This window comes from Paraliobacillus sediminis (genome assembly GCF_003426055.1).
Genome location: NZ_QJSI01000003.1, coordinates 460,922 through 483,590, shown reverse-complemented (window position 1 = coordinate 483,590; position 22,669 = coordinate 460,922). Strand labels below are relative to the sequence as shown.

Annotated in this window: 26 protein-coding genes; 4 read left to right on the top strand and 22 right to left on the bottom strand. The window is 34.6% G+C overall.

The genetic code is table 11. The features are described from left to right. Window positions 1-17 precede the first annotated feature (17 nt). The 11 genes from D2K60_RS15085 to D2K60_RS15035 form a co-directional block, all read right to left on the bottom strand. Window positions 18-740, bottom strand: a complete 723-nt coding sequence (locus D2K60_RS15085; RefSeq protein WP_117169607.1) for a 3-ketoacyl-ACP reductase — start codon at window positions 738-740, stop codon at window positions 18-20. A 93-nt stretch (window positions 741-833) separates the two neighbouring features. Continuing rightward, entirely contained in the window at window positions 834-1,484 is a 651-nt protein-coding gene (locus D2K60_RS15080; RefSeq protein WP_117169608.1) for a M50 family metallopeptidase, read from the bottom strand. Window positions 1,485-1,620: 136 nt separating this feature from the next. Further along, window positions 1,621-1,962, bottom strand: coding sequence for a cupin domain-containing protein (locus D2K60_RS15075; protein ID WP_117169609.1), 342 nt, complete (start codon window positions 1,960-1,962; stop codon window positions 1,621-1,623). Window positions 1,963-2,064: 102 nt separating this feature from the next. Further along, window positions 2,065-2,277 carry a hypothetical protein gene (locus D2K60_RS15070; RefSeq protein WP_117169610.1) on the bottom strand — a complete coding sequence of 71 codons (213 nt, stop codon included), beginning with the start codon at window positions 2,275-2,277 and terminating at the stop codon, window positions 2,065-2,067. 74 nt (window positions 2,278-2,351) lie between these two features. Further along, window positions 2,352-3,023 carry an ABC transporter ATP-binding protein gene (locus D2K60_RS15065; RefSeq protein ID WP_117169611.1) on the bottom strand — a complete coding sequence of 224 codons (672 nt, stop codon included), beginning with the start codon at window positions 3,021-3,023 and terminating at the stop codon, window positions 2,352-2,354. Continuing rightward, a complete protein-coding gene (locus tag D2K60_RS15060; RefSeq protein ID WP_162880738.1) occupies window positions 3,007-4,152 on the bottom strand; it encodes an ABC transporter permease in 1,146 nt (381 codons plus the stop codon). Before D2K60_RS15060 ends, D2K60_RS15065 begins: the two co-directional genes overlap by 17 nt. Next, complete coding sequence (locus D2K60_RS15055; RefSeq protein WP_117169613.1) at window positions 4,149-5,372, bottom strand: ABC transporter permease; 1,224 nt, start codon at window positions 5,370-5,372, stop codon at window positions 4,149-4,151. The genes D2K60_RS15060 and D2K60_RS15055 overlap by 4 nt, the downstream gene beginning before the upstream one ends. Before the next feature lie 18 nt (window positions 5,373-5,390). Then, window positions 5,391-6,953: a DUF6583 family protein gene (locus D2K60_RS15050; protein WP_117169614.1), complete on the bottom strand. Its 1,563-nt coding sequence runs from the start codon at window positions 6,951-6,953 to the stop codon at window positions 5,391-5,393. A 235-nt stretch (window positions 6,954-7,188) separates the two neighbouring features. Then, window positions 7,189-8,133, bottom strand: coding sequence for a type I pantothenate kinase (gene coaA / locus D2K60_RS15045; RefSeq protein WP_117169615.1), 945 nt, complete (start codon window positions 8,131-8,133; stop codon window positions 7,189-7,191). Between the two features lie 232 nt (window positions 8,134-8,365). Continuing rightward, window positions 8,366-8,923 (bottom strand): NADPH-dependent FMN reductase, encoded by a 558-nt coding sequence (locus tag D2K60_RS15040; RefSeq protein WP_117169616.1) that lies wholly within the window; start codon window positions 8,921-8,923, stop codon window positions 8,366-8,368. Between the two features lie 112 nt (window positions 8,924-9,035). Beyond that, entirely contained in the window at window positions 9,036-9,854 is an 819-nt protein-coding gene (locus D2K60_RS15035) for a squalene/phytoene synthase family protein (protein WP_117169617.1), read from the bottom strand. A 399-nt stretch (window positions 9,855-10,253) separates the two neighbouring features. On the opposite strand from D2K60_RS15035, the gene D2K60_RS15030 reads away from it, so the two are divergent. After that, on the top strand, window positions 10,254-11,732 hold the full coding sequence (locus D2K60_RS15030; RefSeq protein ID WP_117169618.1) for a NarK family nitrate/nitrite MFS transporter: 1,479 nt from the start codon (window positions 10,254-10,256) through the stop codon (window positions 11,730-11,732). A gap of 111 nt (window positions 11,733-11,843) precedes the next feature. Here D2K60_RS15030 and D2K60_RS15025 read toward each other — a convergent pair whose 3' ends face one another. From D2K60_RS15025 to D2K60_RS15010, 4 genes are all read right to left on the bottom strand, one after another. Next, a complete protein-coding gene (locus D2K60_RS15025) occupies window positions 11,844-12,845 on the bottom strand; it encodes an LLM class flavin-dependent oxidoreductase (RefSeq protein ID WP_117169619.1) in 1,002 nt (333 codons plus the stop codon). A gap of 86 nt (window positions 12,846-12,931) precedes the next feature. Continuing rightward, a complete protein-coding gene (locus D2K60_RS15020) occupies window positions 12,932-13,159 on the bottom strand; it encodes a hypothetical protein (RefSeq protein ID WP_117169620.1) in 228 nt (75 codons plus the stop codon). A 90-nt stretch (window positions 13,160-13,249) separates the two neighbouring features. Then, entirely contained in the window at window positions 13,250-13,474 is a 225-nt protein-coding gene (locus D2K60_RS15015; protein WP_117169621.1) for a hypothetical protein, read from the bottom strand. An 84-nt stretch (window positions 13,475-13,558) separates the two neighbouring features. Beyond that, complete coding sequence (locus tag D2K60_RS15010) at window positions 13,559-14,773, bottom strand: Bcr/CflA family efflux MFS transporter (RefSeq protein ID WP_117169622.1); 1,215 nt, start codon at window positions 14,771-14,773, stop codon at window positions 13,559-13,561. A 279-nt stretch (window positions 14,774-15,052) separates the two neighbouring features. On the opposite strand from D2K60_RS15010, the gene D2K60_RS15005 reads away from it, so the two are divergent. Then, window positions 15,053-15,415: a hypothetical protein gene (locus D2K60_RS15005; protein WP_205418593.1), complete on the top strand. Its 363-nt coding sequence runs from the start codon at window positions 15,053-15,055 to the stop codon at window positions 15,413-15,415. Window positions 15,416-15,534: 119 nt separating this feature from the next. Here the strand turns inward: D2K60_RS15005 and D2K60_RS15000 are convergent, their stop codons facing one another. Further along, window positions 15,535-16,353: a YitT family protein gene (locus tag D2K60_RS15000; RefSeq protein WP_117169623.1), complete on the bottom strand. Its 819-nt coding sequence runs from the start codon at window positions 16,351-16,353 to the stop codon at window positions 15,535-15,537. Window positions 16,354-16,501: 148 nt separating this feature from the next. Between D2K60_RS15000 and D2K60_RS14995 the strand changes: the two genes are divergently transcribed. After that, window positions 16,502-17,173, top strand: a complete 672-nt coding sequence (locus D2K60_RS14995; protein WP_162880739.1) for a restriction endonuclease — start codon at window positions 16,502-16,504, stop codon at window positions 17,171-17,173. A gap of 49 nt (window positions 17,174-17,222) precedes the next feature. On the opposite strand, the gene D2K60_RS14990 is transcribed toward D2K60_RS14995, so the two are convergent. The 6 genes from D2K60_RS14990 to D2K60_RS14965 form a co-directional block, all read right to left on the bottom strand. Next, complete coding sequence (locus D2K60_RS14990; RefSeq protein WP_117169625.1) at window positions 17,223-17,648, bottom strand: OsmC family protein; 426 nt, start codon at window positions 17,646-17,648, stop codon at window positions 17,223-17,225. 41 nt (window positions 17,649-17,689) lie between these two features. Then, window positions 17,690-17,944 (bottom strand): hypothetical protein, encoded by a 255-nt coding sequence (locus tag D2K60_RS14985; RefSeq protein WP_117169626.1) that lies wholly within the window; start codon window positions 17,942-17,944, stop codon window positions 17,690-17,692. Between the two features lie 14 nt (window positions 17,945-17,958). Continuing rightward, complete coding sequence (locus D2K60_RS14980) at window positions 17,959-19,086, bottom strand: DUF2812 domain-containing protein (protein ID WP_117169627.1); 1,128 nt, start codon at window positions 19,084-19,086, stop codon at window positions 17,959-17,961. After that, window positions 19,083-19,412 carry a PadR family transcriptional regulator gene (locus tag D2K60_RS14975; protein WP_117169628.1) on the bottom strand — a complete coding sequence of 110 codons (330 nt, stop codon included), beginning with the start codon at window positions 19,410-19,412 and terminating at the stop codon, window positions 19,083-19,085. Before D2K60_RS14975 ends, D2K60_RS14980 begins: the two co-directional genes overlap by 4 nt. Window positions 19,413-19,581: 169 nt before the next feature. Then, window positions 19,582-21,264: a ribonuclease J gene (locus tag D2K60_RS14970; RefSeq protein ID WP_240335284.1), complete on the bottom strand. Its 1,683-nt coding sequence runs from the start codon at window positions 21,262-21,264 to the stop codon at window positions 19,582-19,584. Window positions 21,265-21,385: 121 nt separating this feature from the next. Beyond that, entirely contained in the window at window positions 21,386-22,105 is a 720-nt protein-coding gene (locus tag D2K60_RS14965; protein WP_117169629.1) for a 3-ketoacyl-ACP reductase, read from the bottom strand. Window positions 22,106-22,296: 191 nt separating this feature from the next. On the opposite strand from D2K60_RS14965, the gene ymzB reads away from it, so the two are divergent. Further along, the gene (ymzB, locus tag D2K60_RS14960; protein WP_117169630.1) at window positions 22,297-22,653 is read left to right on the top strand and encodes a protein YmzB; all 357 of its coding nucleotides are present in this window, start codon (window positions 22,297-22,299) and stop codon (window positions 22,651-22,653) included. The last annotated feature ends 16 nt before the right edge of the window (window positions 22,654-22,669 follow it).

Genomic DNA, 22,669 nt, shown 5'->3' with positions numbered 1-22,669 from the left:
GGTGCAAAACACACTGACTAAAACGGATTTGTCGCCCACTGTAAGGATTGCTTAATAAAGATACGTGGGTGCAATTTCAATTGAGCCACCATATATTCTGCAAGATCCTCTGGCTGCATAAACTTCTCGTCGTTCTTTTCATCCAAATTGTCTCCAAATACGAGTTCAGTTGCAACTAAACTAGGATTGAGTGTAAATACGCGGATATTATTACGACGTACTTCCTGCATTAAAGCTTCTGTCATTCCTTGAATCGCAAATTTAGAAGCGCTATACGATGTGGAACCTGCTGTACCTTTAAGACCGCTACTAGATGAAATAGTGATGATATCGCCTTGATCTTTTTTTATCATTTGTGGTAAAACTGCACGTGTAACATGATAGGTACCAAATACGTTGACTTCGAATGTATGCTTCCAATCTGTTGGATCAGTCTCTAAAAATGATCCCTTAAGTCCAATGCCTGCATTATTAATTAATATATCTGCTGGGCCCAAATTAGTTTCAAGTGTTTCAATTGCCTGATCCACTTCAGCCATATTTGCAATATCAGCAATGGCTATATAGGCATTTATCCCGAACTCTTCCGCTTCTTTCTTTACTTCAAGCAATTTCTTTTCAGTACGAGCAATAAGTCCAACATTCACACCCTCTTTAGCTAGTTGAATTGCTGTTGATCTTCCAATTCCACTGCTTGCCCCGGTGATATAAGCAACTTTCCCTTTTATCTCTTGTGCCATTTTTAATCATCCTTTCTACTAATCTTATCTTTAAGTGTAAAGTCTAGCAACGGAAGAATCCACAAATAAAAATTAAGATTCTACTAATAATAGTTAAAAGTATCTTTTCAATCCCAATCTAGCAAATAAGAGTGCTTGAATAAAGAAAACAACTCCCCATACCAGTGTTGGAATAAGAAACGTCATATTCGCTAAGTTCGTTGCATCCCCTGCTCTACTCGGTGAGACAAAGCTAAGGTACATAATCTCGAATGATGAAGTAACAGACTCCACTAACACTAGCGAGGTTATGAATAACGCAAAATAGTCTAAAACCTTTTTAGAACCTTTAATTAGTACCCACGTAAATACAGCAATGATCGTAAGAATCCAGAATAAACCATATGCATTTCGAATCCAAAATAGTAAACTAATGAGTAGCGTTCCTAATAAAATTAATAATACATATTTACTTTTCCTTTTATAAATCAATGTAAGAAACAAATAAGCCATAAAAGATGCAAATAAATATCCAGCAATACTAGTTAAAAATCCGCCTAACCAATACCGATGACTGGCAAGCGTAACACCTTCTGTATTTGAGAATAAGGATATCGATTGTACCTTCCCACCAGTGATAATGGACATAAGTGCATGACCTGTCTCATGGATTAACGTATTAACAATGGAAAAGTATGGACCTATAAGTGGCATTTGAGTTAAGAATATTGCCAAAACAATAAATAAAATAACCTTTTTTTTCATTGTATTTCCCCTTTGTTCCTAGTATATCAATTACTTTTTCAAATTGATAATCAGAACAACAAAAAAGTGTTAGGTAACAAAAAGACGATTGTCTATTTGTGATAGCTAACACTTACAAGTAACTTTTAATTAATACTTAGATATTTTTTGCATATCTATCATCAGGAATATTATTCAGTACCACATAAAGGCTTACATTTTTTGTTCCAGTATTAAGAAAAGCAAGCTCCTCATCTCCACCAATAAAAACAGTGTCATTTTTTTCTACCACAACTGTTTCTCCATCGATGTTAAATTCTCCATTACCTTCTAAAACTAATAGTTGTACATTTGATCCTGGATGCTTATGTGCAGGCAACGATTGTCCTGGTTTGAAGTTCAAGATAAAAACGGTCGTCTTACCTTCTTTTATAATGACACGTTTTGTAAGCTTTTCCTCAGTAAATTCCATAAATTCATTGATATTATTTCTTTTCACTATTTAGCACTCCCTTAATTTAATTATTGATTCACATGAATTATATATGACAATCATTATCATTGGTGTGATTTAAAACACTTAATCTGCACTTTCAATTGATCACGCTTTTTCACTTCTTTTCAATTCTTTTCTTATTACTCTATTAAGGACAATAACACAAATCCCAGCAATCGGAGCGACTGCATACGCATAGTCAGCTAAAGCATCTAATTCTAAATTCCGAAATACAAGTAAAGAAATAACACAGATTATCATTATAGAAAATAAAATGTTTTTTAACCGATTTAATTTTTCAACCTTTTCATTGTTCAACTTAACCTCTCCCTTCTTTCAATTGGCTAATAAAACAGGGACAAGTACTTTTTCCTTGTCCCCTTGCTTATATCTCATAACACGTTAACATGCTTCCCTTTCTCTTCTAATAACTCCTTGTAAAAAGGATCCTCTCCAATACAATAAATGTAATCACAAAAAGAAAGTATTTCCTCCATATCATGGGATGTATAAATTATCATTTTGTCTTTTTCTTTAGCCAAATTATAAAGGTAGCTACCAATTTCTTTTCTCGATCGCAAATCTATTCCAACCGTTGGCTCATCTAAAAGCAGGATTTCTGGGTCATGAATCAGACTAATAGCAATGTTTAATTTACGCTTCATTCCACCAGATAGAACCTTTGCTTTTTCCTTCCACTCTGTAAGCTTCATATCTAAGCAAATTTGTCTGAGTTGCTTTTTGGATTTTTTCTCCCATGACAACTTTTCAAAAAAAACCATGTTTTCTTCAACAGAGAATTCCTCCCAAATAGCAATTTCTTGGGGAATATAGCCGATTTTTTTTCTGAGTTTCTGTTTATCTGTCACATAGTTAAGATCCTGATATGTGATCGTTCCTTTTTCAAGAGGAAGTAAGGTTGCTAATGTGTTTAACACTGTTGATTTCCCTGCTCCATTTTCGCCTACTAATCCAACTACTTCACCCTTTTTAATTTGAAAAGAGACATCTTTTAGTACACGTTTAGAACCGTAATCTTTTGTTAAGTTATTTACTGTAAGCATTAACTTTCTCCTTTCTCCAATACCAAATAAAAAGTATGATTAGTAGAACAATGAGCCAAGCCGTGATAACTTGACCTTTTAAAAAGGCATGAATTGGACTTGCATAAATTAGCCATGGCCAACGATCTGTTAATCCATCTATCGGAATGAAGGCCCCTCCGATCACAGAAAAGAATATAGTCGCAAGAATCGAAGAGATGTAATAAAAAAAAGCTGTCCGGAAGTATAATGCAAACAAGAAAGCCGCTATACTAATCGTTAAACGGAAACTTATTATCGTTACTATTTTTGCAAGATTAATTGATTGATCAAAATACATGGATAGAACCAAAATATTTATTAAGTCAAAAAGGCCTAATAAAACGAGATAAACAAAGGCGTTTCTTAACATATACGATCTAAATGATATTTTTAAAAGAGACAATCTAACTTTAATAGACGATTGCTGTTCTTTAATTACCCAATCATATATGAAGAAAGTTGTTAAAAAAGCAAAGAAAGCCCAAATCCCCCAAACATTCCATAAGGAAATGCCACTCTCTTCCTGTTTCGGTTCAATTTGATTATAAAAAGTAAAAGTAGAATGTAGTAACGCCTCTTCCTCCCGAATCTCGTTGCTTCTCACGATAATCTCTTCCCAACCCCAACTTTTCTCTCCACCAAATTGTCTTACCAATTGGTCAACAGTATGAGCAGCTTTAGCGTTACCAGCATCTTGTTGCACATAGGAGGTAATCGCTTCTTTTACAGGAGTATAGGCCAAAGACATATCAGAAACATAAGCCGTTATTACCTGATTGCGACTATTATTCTGGATACTTTCTTGATACCCATCCTTAATAACAAAAACACTATCTAATTGATGTTGTTCGAGTTGGACCAACGCTTCGTCCTTATTCATTTTTTTTACAGCAAGAAGCGGTACATTACCTATTGATTGAGATAAGTTCTCTGCCATTATCGAGTCATCCTCGATTACTAGTCCAACTGGAATTTGCATATCGTTTTGCCATTGATTTGCAACCGAAACAAATGTACATGTTGCAATAATCGGCAAAAGAAGCCAACATATCATACTTAATGGCTGTTTACTCCAATGAAGTGCGCGCGTATATAGAATTGCTTTCATGCTTGTCGTCGCTCCTTCCATATAGCAATCGCTATTACAACACAGATACTAGTGACAGACAAGGTAAGCAGCAACGTGTAATTAACATACATCCGACCTTTAAGTGCAACTTCGTTTAACCAATAAAATGTCTCAGTTGAATAAAGATAAGGCATAATGAATTTTACCTCTTCTGGAAAATATAAAGATGGTAGTAGCGATCCACTCATGAATAATACAAATGCCGTAAAAAAAAGCTGGACGATTAGTGCCAATTTGTTTGATTTAATCAGTAGTTCGATTAGCAATAAACCGACTAAAAACAATGTACTGTATAAACTAACTAATACGCTAATCCTTACGTAGTCAATAAGGTAAAACTCGATATCCATTACATTTATGAATAAATAGAATCCAACCATCGCTAAAATAAATCCATAAAATAACGATACAATAAAACGAGAAACAAGCCGTTGTAAAATAGTTACACCATATAACCTCATCCGATTCCACATCGTCATGCTCTCTTCTTTTCCTAATAAAATGTAGATACTTACGATCCATATTGTAAATAAGACAAACCAACCTGATAGGGAAAAGTATTGAAGTGGTGAAGATGTAGTTATATTAGCTATTTCTTTCTCATGGATTACTTTATCGTTTGATATGGTAAACAGCATAAATTGATTAAACTGTTTCATTAGAATTTCTTGACGTTTTGCATCGTCTATTGGTAGTTGTTGTGCATATTCATCTATTGTTAATATGTTTGCCTGTGCGGATGCAATATATCGCGACATACTATCAATTAGTTCTTTAATCATATAACTATCTACTGGCCTATCGGGGTTTCCAATAATGGAAATCTCTACAGCATTTCCTTTATATAAATCATCTGTGAAGTTTTCCGGAAAAGTGATGTAAGTACTAATGTTCCCGTTCTCTATTGCACGATCTGCCTCTTCTTCTGTATATTCACTAATATGTATGTACGAACCTAATAACGAAGAATCATCAATAACAGTAACCAACATTGTAGTTTCTTCAGATTGATCTAGATCAACCAAACCAACTTGTATTGACTCCTCATCATTCGGAAGAAATAGAGCGACAATAACAGTAAGACACAAACCAATAATTAGAATTGGAAATAACAAAAGAAGAGGAATAAACTTCCACTTCTTTTGTAGCTGTTCTTGATATTGTTTGATAAAAAATAAAATCCTTTTTAAACTAGACATTATAAACACTTCCGTTCATTACAAACCAGAACCAGAGTCAAACATTGATCCATAAAATTCCGTCATCCATTGCTCAAACTGAGGTGTAACGTCCTCCATCATAAACGTATCAATTTCAGCAGTACTCATCGTACCTAAATTGACAACATCCATCGATTCCGTATCAATATCTAAGCTTTTAACGAGTTGTGAATTGGTATTAATATGCAACTTAAAGTCATTTTCACTAATGCCATCACCCTTAAGGGATACATACTGCTCCGTGTTTGTTTGGTCATTATTATACGTAGATGTTCCATTCCAAATCACTTCCATCGGAGAAGAAAATTCATCTTTTATTGCTAATCTGCGATCAAAGTTTCTTGTACCATCTTCAATTTCTTCTGAGCCTGTATAAGACGCTTCGAAAGCACCTACTGAAACAGTAATCTGGTCGTCTGCAACATTATCCTGCCAAGATAAATCGCCCGTTAAATTCATTGTATTCGCACCAAATTCATCGGTCACTACCAATTCATAATCAAACATTTGATCCTGTTCGTTCATTACTTGTTTGCCTATAAACTCAAATACTACTAACTCAGATTCAGACGGACCCATCTCCACAGAAAAGTCACGTTGAACAATAAGATCATCTTTTATCCACAAAGTAGAAGTCAATCCACCAGGGATCTTAAAGTCATTTATCGCTTCTTTTGCCTCGGCAATTTCTGCTTCAAAGTCTTCCGTAATTTGGGCTAATTCATCAGAATTTGAAGAAAAAGAACCAAAAGAAGCTTGATTTTGAATGACTTCTTTTAATATTTCATCTTGTTCAGCTTCATTCAGTACCTTAACCATAATTTCTTTCATCTTTTCTTCTGATAATTGAAGTGTAATTTTTGAAGTTGTAATCGATTCACCATTAACTTCTATCGATTCATCCTCAGAAGTAAATGAATCCTCAGGTAGTTCTTCATAGACCATTTTTAGATAGGCATCCTGAAAATGGTCTTTTTCGTCCTCGCTTACAACAGTTTGATTAAAGAAAGAATCAAACTCAATTTCTTCTTCTCCTGTATAAGTCATTGGATCTATTTCATATAGTAAGTTACCAAGTTCATTTTCTTTCACTTGTACATACTGATCAAGAAACGGCACAGAAGCCAACATTTTATCAGTTGTAAGATAAAACTCAATATCCTCGATTGACATTTCAGCAACGTTTACCGCAGCCTCAAATTTCATTTCTTTATTCTCTGGATCTAAACTGTTCGTTAAAGATATAGTAGAACTATTAATAATTTCCTGCATTCCTGTAGAGTCAAAACCTGCCGGATCATTAAATGCAGCAGAAAGCTCTAGATTGGTTTCACTTGGTGTTTCTTTAATTTCTTCGGCCCAATCAAATTCAGCACTATAACGATTTTCTACAACTTCAGTCATGAAATTAGCTGTATTTAGTTCCGCTAAAAAGTAGTCTTGTTTTGAAGTTTTCGTAAGTAATGTTGTAGCCGTTATCGTACCACCAACTAGTATTACAGCTGCTATAATACTAATCCAAATTGTTTTTTTTGAAAATCGTTTACTTTTTCTTTCCAATAATATCCCTCTTTCTGTTTTCGTTCTATAATGTTGTGAAAACCTAGTCATTAGTTCCAAAAATCACTAGATTACTAGACATTCTATAAAATTATCACATCAAATCCCGACAAAGTCAATATAGTATAAATAGTTAGAAAACACTGCTAAGCAATATCACTTTTATTAAGCTATGTACTTATTGGTAAATAAGACCTTACAAATTATTTATAGTGCTAATTATCGAAATCGTTCATTATCTTTTGCGAATTTTCACTGAAGAAACGCGATGATCTAATCCCTTTTTCAATATAATGTCGGCACGCTTTTTCGTAGGTCTTATATTCTGTTTAAGGTTCTTTTTATTTATTCTATTCCAAATATCTTTCGCAATCACTTCTGTTTCTTGATCAGAAAGCGTAGCGTATTTATTGAAATAGGAATTTTGTTTTGTAAAAGCAGTGTTTTTTAGTATTTTAAAACGGTCAACATACCATTTACTAATATCTCGTTCATCAGCATCTACATAAATCGAAAGATCAAAAAAGTCAGAAACAAAAATATTCGGTGTTCGTTCTCCTACGAGCTTGGAAGTCTGTAAAACATTTATTCCTTCAATGATCACGATCTCTGGTTCACCAAGATCAATATATTGATTTGGTAAAATATCATATTGTTCATGTGAATATATTGGGGCTTGAATATTTTTTTCACCTGACTTAACATGTTTCATAAAATCAATTAACGCTTTTCGATCATAACTCTCAGGAAACCCCTTTTTATTCATTATTCCTTTAGCCTCAAGTACATCGTTCGGATATAAAAAACCATCTGTTGTAATTAGTGCAACTTCAGGTTGAGTAGTTAATTTTAACAGTAGAGATTTTAAAATTCTTGCTGTGGTACTTTTTCCTACTGCAACACTTCCCGCTACCCCAATAATAAATGGAACCTTCTTAACTTCCAGTTGAAAAAAGACATCATTAACCTTATCGGATTTTTCAGCTGCTTCCATACTAACGGATAGATAGCGAATTAGTGGTAAATATATAGCGATAATTTCTTCTAATGATATGTCTTCATTTATTCCACAAAGGAACTCAATTTCAGATTGTGTTATGTTTAGCGGTGTATTCGAACGAAACTCTGCCCATTCTTCTCTTGTAAAAGACATAAATCTTGAGTATTTACTTTTTTGCATATCTAAGCTCCTAAACTATGAACTACATTTAATCTAGCATATTTTATTTTAACATAAAATTCCATGCATGCTTATTGTTTATTGAGAAAAAACAAAAAAGGCTACTACATTTATGTAATAGCCTTTCTAAGTTTCTATTCTTGTATTGTAAATACTTCCAATTACCATGCGCACAGAAGACCTTAATTACTGTGTACTGCATGAAAACTGCTGTAATCCGTTATCTTTTTACTTATCTTATTTTTTTCAATGCGCCGCTCCATGAAAGAACTTGATCAAGCATTTCATTGGCATTCGTAGCATGGTAATCTGCAGGTTTGAACTCACTAAAGTTTTCAAAGTCAGTCATTAGTGAAAATCCGATTGCTGTTCTTACATCAGCAACTTGTAATTCACCTAGAATTAAACGTAGGTTTTCATATGCTCTCGCACCACCAAGTCCGCCATATCCAACAAAACCGGCAGCTTTATTATTTACTTCTGGATTCAAGTAATCTAGTGCGTTTTTCAAAGCACCACCTATTGCATGGTTATATTCAGGCGTAACGAAAATATAGCCATCAAATGAAGCAATCTTTTCAGACCATGCCTTAATTGCCGCTTCTGCCTCTTGTTTTCCAGCCTCAGGTACTACTGCTCCTAAAAATGGTAGGTTATAATCCACTAAGTCGACAATTTCATATACAGCATCATCGTTACGGTTTGTTGCAAATTCATACGTCCAGTTAGCAACAGCTTCTCCATTACGACCTTGACGAACACTTCCTAAAATAATTCCTATCTTTAACATTATATTTCCCCCTCGTGTTTACTTAATATCTCGAATATGAGATATTAGTAATTATAAGCTTTAAATCCTGACAAGTCTAATTTTACGTATTAGATTAAAGGAAAAATATGCCCTATTCAGCAGTCACCTGATCAACGATCGATTCTACTTCATTTCTAGTAATTTTTTCTCTTCCGCTTTTTAATGCTTTTAATGTTTTATTTGCAAGAGCTAAAGGAATTTTACAAAAAGTCAGGATGTTGCGATTCGTTATATCCTTTATGTATTCCTGCCCTAAATTAAGATTCGTTGTAGCATAGTGAAACATATCATCGCGGTTCCAGTTGTCAGGCATGAAACTAACACCACGCTCACTATCTTCTTCTTGATTACGTAATATATTAACAGATTGCAGACCTCTACCAAAAGCAATCGCTAATTCTCTATCTGTTTCTGTATTATCATACCATTTCCAAATATCTGATAGCATAACACCTACAAGTCCAGCGACGTAATACGTATAGTCGTCTAGTTCTTCTCTACTAGTAATTTGCCAATCTTTCATTGCCCAGTCTCCCATACCTGCTGCCATTATACTAGTCGACTCTTTTACTTGCTCAACTATTCCTTCAGGGCAAATAAGAAGCCAGTCGCCGAGGCGTAAGGTAACCTCTGGTAAAAAAGATTTATATTCTTCAAGTAGTTGTTGATATCTTTCATTATCAAACTCACTCTTTAATAGTGCACTTATAGAATGCAACAAATGTTGTTTAATTTCTGGTTGGAGCATTTCATGATCTTCAATTTCATCAATTGCACGCATACATAAATATGCGGAAGCTACCGTCTTTTTTAATGTAGGTTCCAATAAGGTAATTGGTATATAAAACGTTCGACTCGTTAGCTTAAGTACTTTCATAGCTTCTTTTTGTAGTCTTTTTTCATCTATCATTTCTTTTTCCTCCTTTAAACCATGAGGTCAAATAGGTTCTATATCCCATTTATTAAATGTGTCTATCTCATGCAGTTTAGTACCTATTTATTGTACCATGAAATTTTTATTCATAACATAGTAAATAAGGGCATCACTTGCAAAGTAATCGTTCCAAACACTTTTAAACTAAAATAACATGTTTGTACGTAATAATTAGTACCTTTTTGATAAATCTAAATTTTCTGAAATATAATGCTTTTTTTGTATAGAAGTCAACGGTGTAAGTGTTTACAACAACTGACAAAATAACTTTCATTTCTGTTTTTGTCTGTAAGATAATATAACATGTTTATTGAATACCTCTTTTATTCCTTTAAAATAAGAGCAACAGAAAGTAATTGAGAGGTGGATTTCAATATGGAAACAAAAATCGATAAAAACATTTACAAAGGAAATCGAAAAGTTTTAGGTTTTACCACGTTAGCATTTTTCATTACGTTTGTTGTATGGTTTAACATGGCTCCATTCATATCCACTTTAAAAGAAACTTTTAATCTATCAAATGACCAAGTAGCTATTTTAGGAATAGCCAACCTTGCACTAACAATACCAGCTCGTGTATTAATTGGTATGCTTGTTGACAAATTTGGTCCCAAAAAGGTATTTTCTAATTTATTAATGATTTTGAGTATCCCTTGTTTTGCTTTTGCTCTCTCAGATTCATTTATTCAATTAATGATCTCCAGAATGTTTCTAGCAATTATCGGTGCTGGTTTCGTTGTTGGTATCCGACTTGTTTCTGAGTGGTTCCCTTCTAAGCAAGTTGGTTTAGCAGAAGGAATCTATGGCGGTTGGGGGAATTTTGGTTCAGCTGCTGCTGCAATAGTTTTACCAACATTAGCGGTTATTTTTGGTGGTGACAATGGATGGAGAATTGCAATTGCTTTAACAGGTCTTATTGCACTTGGTTATGGATTTATATTCAAACGAATAGTAAGTGATACGCCAGTAGGAATAGAATATAAACGACCTAAAAAAAGTGGCGCATTAGAGATTACCAGTTATAAAGATATGGTCGGTCTAATTATCATGACAATTCCAGTATACGGCATTCTCGGTTTTTTAACGTATAGACTAGGCTGGCAACTAAATTTTATTAGTGATGGTATTGCCTTTACTGTTCTTGGTGTCTTATTCTTTTTCTTGTTATTAAATGTTTATAAGATTTGGGATGTAAATAAAGAAACGCTAAAGAATGGTGTACCAGAGAAAGAAAAATACTCCTTTAAACAAGTAGCTATTTTGGACTTTTCTTATTTTTGCACATTCGGTTCAGAACTTGCAGTTGTCTCAATGTTACCTTTTTTCTTTGAACAGACTTTTGCACTAAGTATCACACAGGCAGGTTTGATTGCTAGTAGCTTCGCCTTTATGAATCTAATGTCACGTCCAGGCGGTGGTTGGTTAAGTGATAAATTTGGACGCAAAAAAACATTAAATATCTTAATGCTAGGATTAGCTCTTGGATACATTGGTATGTCTCAAATTGGATCCGGTTGGCCGATAGGTCTAGCCATCGCTATCACAATGTGTTGCTCGTTTTTTGTTCAAGCAGGTGAAGGCGCTGTTTATGCAATGGTTCCGCTTGTAAAGAAACGTGTAACTGGACAAGTTTCTGGTATGGTAGGCGCATACGGTAATATTGGTGGTACTGTATTCTTAACTATCTTTAGTTTTGTGAGCCCTAGATTCTTTTTTATTACGATAGCATGTGCAGCAGTTGTTTGTTTCTTTTGCACACTATTCTTAAAAGAACCAGATATGGTTGCAATTCAAGAGCAAACTTTTGAAAAAGAGGAAGAAAGTTCGCCACAAGTTTCTACAAATATAATGTAAAGATTAGGTGTCAGATACTAGCAGAGAATATCCTGCTAGTATCTGACACCTTTTTATAAAAAACTAATTCTGTTTTTATTCACACGATCTTATTACTTCTATTTCACTCTCTTAATTGCCATCTACTACATCTTTAAAGATTTCGTACGAACGCTTTTGTACTTCAGGATCATATATATAAGATACAGCCATTATTTCATCCACGTTATATTTATCTTGAAAATTCGTCAATTGTTTTCTAATGGTGTCTTTTCCACCAACTAAAGCAACACTCGACATAGAACTTGCCATTGCTTTCTCTTGTGGTCCCCATATCTGATCCATGTCTTTAACAGGGGGGCTTAATGGATTTTTAGTACCACGTACAATATTCAAGAAGAATTGTTGCATGGTTGTTAATTCAAATTCAGCCGCTTCATCACTTTCAGCAGCAATGACATTCAGACATACAGTCATATAAGGTTTATCAAGGTATTCAGAAGGTTGGAAACGGTCACGATAAATCGCTATCGCTTCTTCCATATGTTTCGGCGCAAAGTGTGAAGCAAATACATACGGCAAGCCTAATTTGGCCGCTAAAACAGCTGAATCCGTCGATGACCCTAGAATATAAAGCGGAATATTTGTACCAACTCCTGGATGTGCTTTAATATAACCTTGGCCCTCATCTGGTCCAAAATACGTAAGCAAGTCTTTAATATCATCTGGAAATGTATAGACAGTATCATTCCCAGATCGTCTTAATGCATTAGCTGTCATCATATCGGTGCCAGGTGCACGACCTAAACCTAAGTCCAAACGATTTGGATAAATGGTTGCCATCGTACCAAATTGTTCAGCTACTACTAAAGGTGAATGATTCGGCAGCATGACCCCACCAGAACCAACACGGATGTGTTCGGTATGTTCCAAAGTATGTTTTATTAAAATGGAAGTAGCTGAACTTACTAGTGTTGGTGTATTGTGGTGTTCTGCTATCCAATATCGTTTATAACCCATTTTCTCTGTTGCTTGTGCTAGGTGAACCATATCGTCTATCGCTTCTTTAGCTCCATGACCTTCTCTAATAGGCGCTAAGTTTAAGACAGATACGGGTATGTTTGTATGTGCCATTTAGTTCTGTCCCTTCTTTCTCTTTATTGATTCCTTATAATAGTAGCACCATAAAATCAAGGAAACAAATAGAAAGGCTTGCACTACTAAATCTTCTTTTTCACATCTTCCCTTATTGATTCAATAATATCGTCTGGCAAAGTCGCAGGCATTGATGTGTTAGCTTTAAATACCCAGGTATTAACAACCTCTAGGTCAGCTTTATTTAAAATAACACTATACATTTTATTATCCTGAGTAAAATCCACCGTGATCGATTCTTGGCTATATAGTTCATCATCAATAATCATATTCTTAATTTGATATCCATCCATGCTTTACTCTCCTTATGACACACTTTTATTATGTATTGAACAACCTTCACTTAATGTTAAGTGAAGGTTGTTCAATAAACCTACTATCACTTAGTTATTGTTTTTCTTGTTATTTTGTTGATTAGAACCTTTTGTCATTGAATTCGTTGTATTATCCACAAGATTAGCGGTTTGATCGACAGCATTCATTGCAATATTTTCAGTTGCTTGAATTGTATTTTCGGCAGCTTCAAAAGCAACACCAGCCGTATTTTTAACAGCCTTCGCAACTTTTTTAGCTCCACCTTTTTGATTGTTAGTGTTTTGGTTTTCCATATCCTTCACCTCCCCGAACAACAAGGTTAGGGTATGTACTTTAACTAAAAAATATCCAAAAAAAAATAGGAGTTAAACTCCTATTTAAACTTCTTGCTCTGTTTGACTTTTATTAGTTGTTAACATAAAGAATGCAATCGCACCAATAGAGGATGTAAGAAACAAGATAACACCCATTGGTATTGCTGTTGTTTCATCAATACCTACAAGTGGAGAGACAAGCGACCCAAGTAATAAGGGAAACATACCTAACACAGCACTTGCACTACCCGCTCGATGCCCCTGTTTCTCCATTGCAAGTGTAAATGAACTTGTCAGTACCATGCCCATCGCGGTCATATAAATAAAAATCGGTATGACGAGCATTGCTAATGGCCCTTGAATGATCGTCATAATAAGTAACAATGACGTCGCACTGACAGCAATAATAACTGCAACGCGCAACAATTTCCTTTCATGAATAATGCCACCTAAACGTCCAATAGTAAAACTACCAGTTATAATTGCTAAACCATTTATACCAAATAGAACACTAAAAACTTGTGGCGACACATCGTATATCCCTTGATACACGAATGGTGTTCCGGATACATAAGCAAAACTACCTCCATGTACAAAACCAACAACTAGTGCATATCCAAAAAATGAACGATCCTTCATTAAATTACCCATTGTTTTAATCGAATGCCTTAATGAACTCGGGATTCTATTCTCAACTGGAAGTGTTTCTTTTAATCGAAATGCTACTGTGACCACAATAATAAAACCTAATAATCCCAAAAAGAAAAATATCGTATTCCAATTTGCGAATGGCAGTAATAAGATTGCACCACCAGTCATCGGTGCAATCATTGGAGCGGCTGCATTAATGACCATTAAAAGTGCAAAGAATTTCGTGAACTCTCTTCCAGTAAAAACATCACGTACGACTGCACGAGATAAAACAATCCCAGCCGAAGCTGTTAGTCCTTGTAAAAATCGAGCTAGTATCAAGGTAGTAATATTAGGAGCGATTGCACAAAGTACAGATGCTAGCGCAAACAAGGAAATCGATATTATTAAGGGTTTCCTTCTACCCTGCGCATCACTAATTGGGCCTATAATTATTTGACCTACTGCAAGCCCGATTAAACATGTTGTTAAACTAAGTTGAACGAGTGAAGCACTAGCATTTAAATCACTTGCAATATCAGGGAAACTAGGCAAATACATATCAATATTAAGTGGACCTAGTATCCCGAGCATACTGAGCAGAAAAGCTAATGCTAATCTCTCTTTTCCTGTTGGATTATGTAACATGAATTTTAACGCACCTCTTCTACTTTTTATATACATTCTATAGACATCTATATAGTCTATGATAGACTGCTAATCTTGTCCAGTGATCGGGATTAGAAATGTTTTTTTCTAGGAGAGGCATTACTATATTTCTAAACCTTATTCGTTTTGGATTAAATGACTTAGTTCCAGATGGAATAGAAGTTAAAGAATGTATTGCTTTTACAATTTTCTCATTAAAAACAAGCACTTAGATCAACTAGATGAATATCCTGTATTTTGAAAGGAGATGAAGAAGAAGTGAGTATTGAGCACCAGGATTTTAATAACGAGCAATACCAATTTAGAAATATGCATGATTCATGCGAAGGTTATATGCATCACCATGTTCTTCTTAACCATCAAGATGGGAATTCTTTTGATGGGATTATTGTTGATGTAGATCTTAGTAATGTTACGGTATTGGTCGGTGAAGATGTGATCGAAGAGGATACAGAAAATAACCGATATGGTGGTTATGGTTATGGTGCACCTAGAAGAAGATTTAGACGTTACAGACCACGTCGTTTTCCGTTGGCAAGTCTTGCAGCCCTGTCCCTATTACCTTACGTAGCACCAGTTTATCCAGGATATCCAGGATATTACCCATATCCTTATTATTAATGATTAATGGTTGATATTTTGATTCAAAAATAACAAAGTCCAATTTCTATAAAGGGGTCAGGAACTACAACTTACACTTCGACTTGTAGTCCTGATCTCTTTTATGCATGCTCTCTGTTTTAATCTCGTCTAAAGTTACCCATTACTTCAACCGTTTCACTGATACTTACAAAAGCAGTGTCATCTACGTTCTTAATCAATGACTTAACTAATGCGAGTTCATAGCGAGAAATCACGGTGTATAATATTTTTCTTTCAGAGTTAGAATAACCCCCTTCACCGTTCATCACTGTAATACCTCTTATCAAATTTTTTATTAACGTATCTTTTAACACATCACCTTTACTTGTTACGACCATTAAACTTAATTTTATGTGACGTGTATGCACCCGATCAACCACAATTCCACTAATATAAATGGATGCCATTGTATATAATGCAAGGTCCCAGGAAAAAATAAATCCCGAAATAAAGACGACTATACTATTTAAACCGAATATCATTCCGCCAAGTGGAATATCACGTTTTTGAGTGAGCACGAGACCAATAATATCAGCCCCACCAGATGAAGCATAAAAACGTACGATCAGGCCAACCGCAATACCTATAATGACCCCACCAAATACCGAGGATAATAATACGTCATCGGTTATCTCTACCACAGGAATATATTGCATCGAAATAGAGGTTACAAAGACACAAAATACACTGTTCATAATAAACTCTTTACCTAACTTCAACCAACCTATGATAAAAATAGGTACATTCAATACTACAAGCCAAATACCACTGTTTATCGGCGTTAATAAACCAAAAATCATTGCAAGACCCGTTACACCACCAGATAGTATTTCATGAGGAAGTAAGAACATATTAAAAGCAAAGCCTAAAACAATAGAAAACACGAAAAGAATACTATATTTATATAGTTGAAACATCTTGCTCCCTCCAATCAATTATTAAAACGAACATATCGTGCATTTTAGTCGTATTTTCAAAGAAAGTCAAAGGGTTAACTATCAATTATGTATATTTCATTAAATTGTGGAGAAGATAAAAACACTTAAACAATAAAAGGTGATGGTGATGAAGATGTTCAAATATTACATAAAACAATTTTGGAAGGTAAAGACCATTAGGCACTGGGATTTTCATGACAAAGTGAAATTTTTTTCGATAACAAATGTACTGATGTTAACTTTAGCAATCTCATTTAATAAGAGTAACGTATTAAATATTTTTCTCACAGTTTTCTTCTTAACATCTATTTCTTACTTCATTTATTTAATTGGAAAACAATTGCTACTAAGAATAGGTGATTTTTCCTCTAAGCCAGCGTATTTTAAGAACAAAAAATTTCTTATTAACGAAATGAATCAAATGAGTAGCAATGAATTCGAGGAGTTATTATCTCATTTATTCAAGCAACAAGGCTATCAAGTGAAGAGGATACCAAAATCAGAAGAAATTGGTGCAGATTTACTTTTAAAAAAAGAACATGATGTAATCGTTGTTCAAGCTAAACGAAGATCAATAGCCATTGGTGATGTTGCAGTTAATGAACTGCTACTTGCAGCAGAGAATTATAACGCTAATAAGAAATGGATCATTACAAATAGGTATTACACAAGTAATGCAATCTTACAAGCACACTTAAAAAGTGTAACATTATTGAATCGTGATGATTTATTACAGATGCTAAAAGCGTATAAAACACCAAAGAGAAAGCGAAAACAGAAATTTGCAAAAGAAAATTGATAAATGAAATGGGACCAAGCAGTTATTATGCTTGGTCCCATTTCACATTCTAAAGTTCTTCTTTGCCAACGACACCATTGATCGAATAACTTGCTGTTAGTGTAGCATTTAACGAATGCGAAACGGAACAATATTTGTCCTTTGATAACTGAATCGCACGAATCACTTTGTCTTCAGGTAACTCACCATCCAATGCATAATGAATAGAAATGGTAGTAAAACGTTTTGGATGATCGTCTGCACGTTCCCCTTTTACATCCATTTGAAAATGCAGTGGCTCTATTCGCATTTTCTTTAAAATAGATATCATGTCTATACCAGTACAACCGGCAACTGCATTTAACAGTAACTCTGTCGGTCTAGCACCTAAATTCTCTCCTCCTACCTCTTCTGAAGCATCCATTTTAATTTCATGTCCTGAAGGTGTTGTATTTGAAAAAGCCATCTTTCCATCCCATTTAATTGTTAGTTCCATCATATAGTCTCCTTTTATCTAGATAGCATTAATATTGTACATCAATTATTTAAATCAATTCCATAATCATCTTCTAACTTTTTATATATTTCCTTTAATTTAGGTTTTTTCCCGACGATATTTCTAATTTGATACGCAATATTTATTAAATCCGTATTTTGTTGGTCCTCTGGTAGTCCTTTTTCTGATTGATAGGTTTCGTATAATGTATTATCCAATAAGCGTAAGATAGAATATTGTGTCTTCACCGCTTGTAATAAAAGTTCTTCTTTATAATTTGAATTCGACTCGTCCATTATTCGTTTCTCCTTTATATTTCAGTTAACTTCAATCGTCTATAATATAGTAATGACTTGATTACAAACATGCTATACATAATACTAGCTAATCCTAAAATAAGAACTGTAGCATCTAGTACTTCTCTATTTCCGCTCGTTAAAGCGAAATTAATATGCTGTACCATAAAATAAATATACAGTGCTATTACTGGTACAAATAATAACAAATGTGTTAACATCACACGTCTTCCATGTTGCAATAACTCACTACGGTCACTGTATAAAGTTGGCCGTTCTGCTTGATAAAGCTGTGACCAAATTGACCATTTAGAAAACATTAAACTAGAAGTGTAAATCAACTTCCAACCAGCTTCTTTATGCATATCGAAATAACTTTGAGGCGTTGTATTTTGACAATCCGCAAAGTAGCTAACTTTTCTAGGAACACCTTTTTCAAAATAGAAAATTCCAAGCTTATTCATCCGGTACAGATGATACCCCTTCGCTTCCATTGACTCTAGCCAAGTTACCATTTTATCTGGCGCATATATCCAACCAAATCGTAACTTCATCACTACGTGTGCCTTCTTATTTCTGTAATATATTGGTTTCACTATTTCATTTTTTACCAACAGTTTAGTTGACTTTTTTATTTTGATTAGTGTGTATGTAGGTAACATCCAAATGAATATCCAGATTGCAATCATAACAATCCACATCGGGCTTTTTTCAATTATTACATTATCTTTATTGAACAATAAATCAAATACTAGGAATAAAGGGCTGATAGACATAGCAATGACAAAAAACAATAGCACACTATATACGTCCTTTATCTTTCTATAATGCGTTACAATTCCTTCTCGTATTGGTACTGTTTTAACTTGTTCCAACGTTTTTTCATTTGCTAGCACATACCAGGAATGGCTTTTACAAACTTCCTTCCAACCATCATTATCAAGTGCCATTGATAATGGATGATCCCCCTTATCAAATCCAATTCTATAGGATAGCTCTTGCTTCATTCCTTCTTCAAAATAAAAAAAACGTGTAAGCATATTTATCTTTTTTATATGGTATCCTTCAAGTGCCATTGCAGAAAGCCACTCTTCTATTTCCACGATACGATAACTCCAAAACGGACACCATATCTTCTTCATCTAAATCCCCCTCGATATTTTAGCGCATTCGCATGGATTTCTTCAATTCTTTTGATCTCCTCTAGCATTAATACTTTACCTATTTTTGTTATTTCGTATATCTTTTTTCTTTTTTGATCTGCATAAACGCTAATAATACCATCTCTTTGCATCTTCGTTAATGTGCCATAAATCGTACCTGACCCCAATCGAATTCGATAATCTGTAATCTCTTCCACATGTTTAATAATACCGTAACCATGTCGCGGTTCCGTTAAAGATAACAGTATATAGAAAGCTGTCTCGGTCATTGGTATGTATGTTTTTAAAACTTTTTCAATTGTCATTAACACAACTCCAACTATTCTAATCATTAATTACTGTTTCATAGATCGACTATATCACATCGTGACATAAAAGACTAGATGAATTGATGCATTTAAATTGGCATTCTAGCGATAACAAAAAGATTCGAGCAAAAAAAGATGGTACCCGCGAGTACCATCTTTTTTTTGCTTATACTTCAATAATAATCGGTAGGATCATTGGTTTTTTCTTTGTTTGATTAAAAATATATTTCCCAACTGATTTTCTTACATCTTGTTTAATTGCACTCCATTGATTTCTTCCCGATGACTTTTCTTGATCTCTAACGGTTTGGGTAATCAGTTTGTTCACCTCATCAAGTAATTCCTCAGATTCTCTCATATAAACGAATCCACGTGAAATAGTATCAGGTGGAGAAATAAGTTTCTTTTCATTCTTGCTCATTGTTAGGACAATAACTAACATACCATCTTCAGAAAGCTGTTTGCGATCGCGCAAAACTACTTCTCCTACACCACCAATTCCAATCCCATCAATGTATGTATTACCAGTTGGTATTGTTCTCGTTTGTCGTGCAACTGAATCGTCAAGATCAACAACATCACCATTATTAAGAATAAATGTGTTGTCCTTCTCTACGCCAATTGATTCCGCTAATAAGCGATGTTTGAATAACATACGATATTCGCCATGTATTGGAATGAAGTATTTTGGTTGCATGAATGTTAGCATCAATTTTAAATCTTCCTGGTAGCCATGTCCCGATACGTGTAGACCGGATGAACTTTCAGAGCCATAGATTACTTTAGCACCAAGTAAATACAAATTATCAACTATTCGCGTAACATTTGTTTCATTACCAGGTATTGGTCCCGCAGCAAAAATCACTGTATCTTCTGCGAGTATATCAACGCCTCTAAAGTTACCCGTCGATAAACGCGATAAAGCTGCAAGTGGTTCACCTTGACTACCCGTACAAAGAATCGCAACTTTTTCAGGAGGCATATCATTAATTGCGGCTTGATCGATCAACATGTCATCCGGAATTTCTAAATAACCACGCTCGGTTGCAACTTCTACAACATTCAGCATACTCCGACCAAGAAGTGCAAGTTTACGACCGGTTACTTGTGCAGCATCAACTACTTGTTGTACGCGATAAATATTTGATGCAAAAGTTGAAATAATAACTTTTCTTTCCGCTTTTTCAAACGCTTCAATTATATGCTCCCCAACCATTTGTTCAGATGGTGTTAAACCTGGACGTTCAGCATTCGTACTTTCTGATAAAAGAAGTAATACACCCTCTCTACCGATCTCAACCATCTTATGAATATCTGATTTCCGATCATTTGCAGGCGTTAAATCAAACTTAAAGTCACCAGTATGCACAATATTTCCCTCTGGTGTTTTGAACACAATACCAAGACAATCCGGAATACTATGACTAACTTTAAAAAAACTCACTTCGATTTGATCAAATTCCAATTGGGTGTGTGAATCAATTTCAACCAACTCTGTTTCTCTCAATAGTCTGTGCTCTTTTAGTTTAATTTCAATTAATCCTAAGGTAAAACTAGTTGCGTAAACAGGCACCTGTAGTTCTTTCAAGAAAAATGGAATAGCTCCAATATGATCTTCATGGCCATGCGTAACGATTAACGCCTTCACTTTATCTTTATTTTCTACTAAATACGTAATATCTGGAATGATTAAATCAATCCCTAATAGACTTTCATCTGGAAATTTGTTTCCGCAATCAATCACAAAAATAGCTTCATCATACTCAATTGCATACATATTTTTCCCGATTTCACTTAAACCACCTAGTCCGAAAACGGATATCGTTTTATTAGTATTCGCGTCTCTCAAATGAATATCCTCCCATCGTAAATAATACTTTAGTATGCCCTGATGGGTGGACTATTATGAATGATTCCCATAAAAAAAAGACCCATATATAGTGATATGGAATCCTTCTTTGTCAACCTTCTTATGGATTAGTGGACCATAACCCCGCAGTTTTGATAAATGCACGTGGATGTAATTTTAATTGTCCAATAATAAATTCTGCTAAGTCTTCTGGTTGCATAACCTTTTCTGGATCACCGTCAGTTAAGTTATTGGTAACCGCAAGCTCAGTAGCAACTGTACTTGGTGTTAAGCCACTTACACGAATATTATGTTTGCGAACTTCCATTGCTAATGACTCCGTTAAACCAAGCAACCCGAATTTCGAGGCACTGTATGCACTAGTTGCAGGAGCACCCTTCTGTCCAGCAGTTGAGGCGATATTAATAATATCCCCACCATTTTTCTCAATTAATTGAGGTAACACAGCTCTTGTCACATAATAAACGCCCATTAAATTCACATCAATAATATTTTTCCAATCTTCTGGATTCAAGTCAAGAAATCCACCAAATTTGGCTATACCTGCATTATTAATTAAAATATCAGTCGATCCTAGTTCATCTGTGACTTTTTTAACAGCTGCTTCTACTTGCTCATTTGAAGCTACATCAACTGTTGCATAAGCAACTTTAACTCCAAGCGCCTCAATTTCTGCTGCAACACTTTTTAGGTCCTTTTCAGTTCGCGCAAGCAATCCTACATGGACGCCTTCTTTCGCTAATGCAATGGCTGTTGCTTTTCCGATACCTTTACCAGCACCAGTAACGAGCGCTATTTTACCTTTAATCGATTGTCCCATACAAAATACCCCTTTTCTTTGAAAAATTTGTTGGTTGAAAAAACTTCTATTAATTCATGTTATCACATGTAAGTGCCTTCTGCTATTTCTACTAGTTAAGGAACAAAAATACTTTTTTTCTATGTAAATTCTACAGACTATCGTATTATTTCGGCTTAATTCGGAAACCTTATCGGATAGGAGTGATAACAATGACACAAAAATACATGTCTATTGAAGATTTTAATGAAACACTTAAAGAGTGGACCGGCAAAACCATTGAAATATCGAAACACGAACTTGCAGACGACGATAACACAATCTTAGAATTAACCTCTATTTCTTATTCAAAGGATACTAGACGGCTTGATGAATACGAACCCATGCATACATTACAATTAAATGGTTCTGGTGAAATTAATACAGATGAAAAGAAACAACAGTCTCTCCCCTCATCTTTATATGAAATACCAATTGAAGACTCAACCATTTACAAATTTGAAGACTCAAAATTTACATTAATCACGGACAGAGGTACCTATACCATTAAGCTTGCAACAGATGAGTAATCTAAAATCTGGCCCC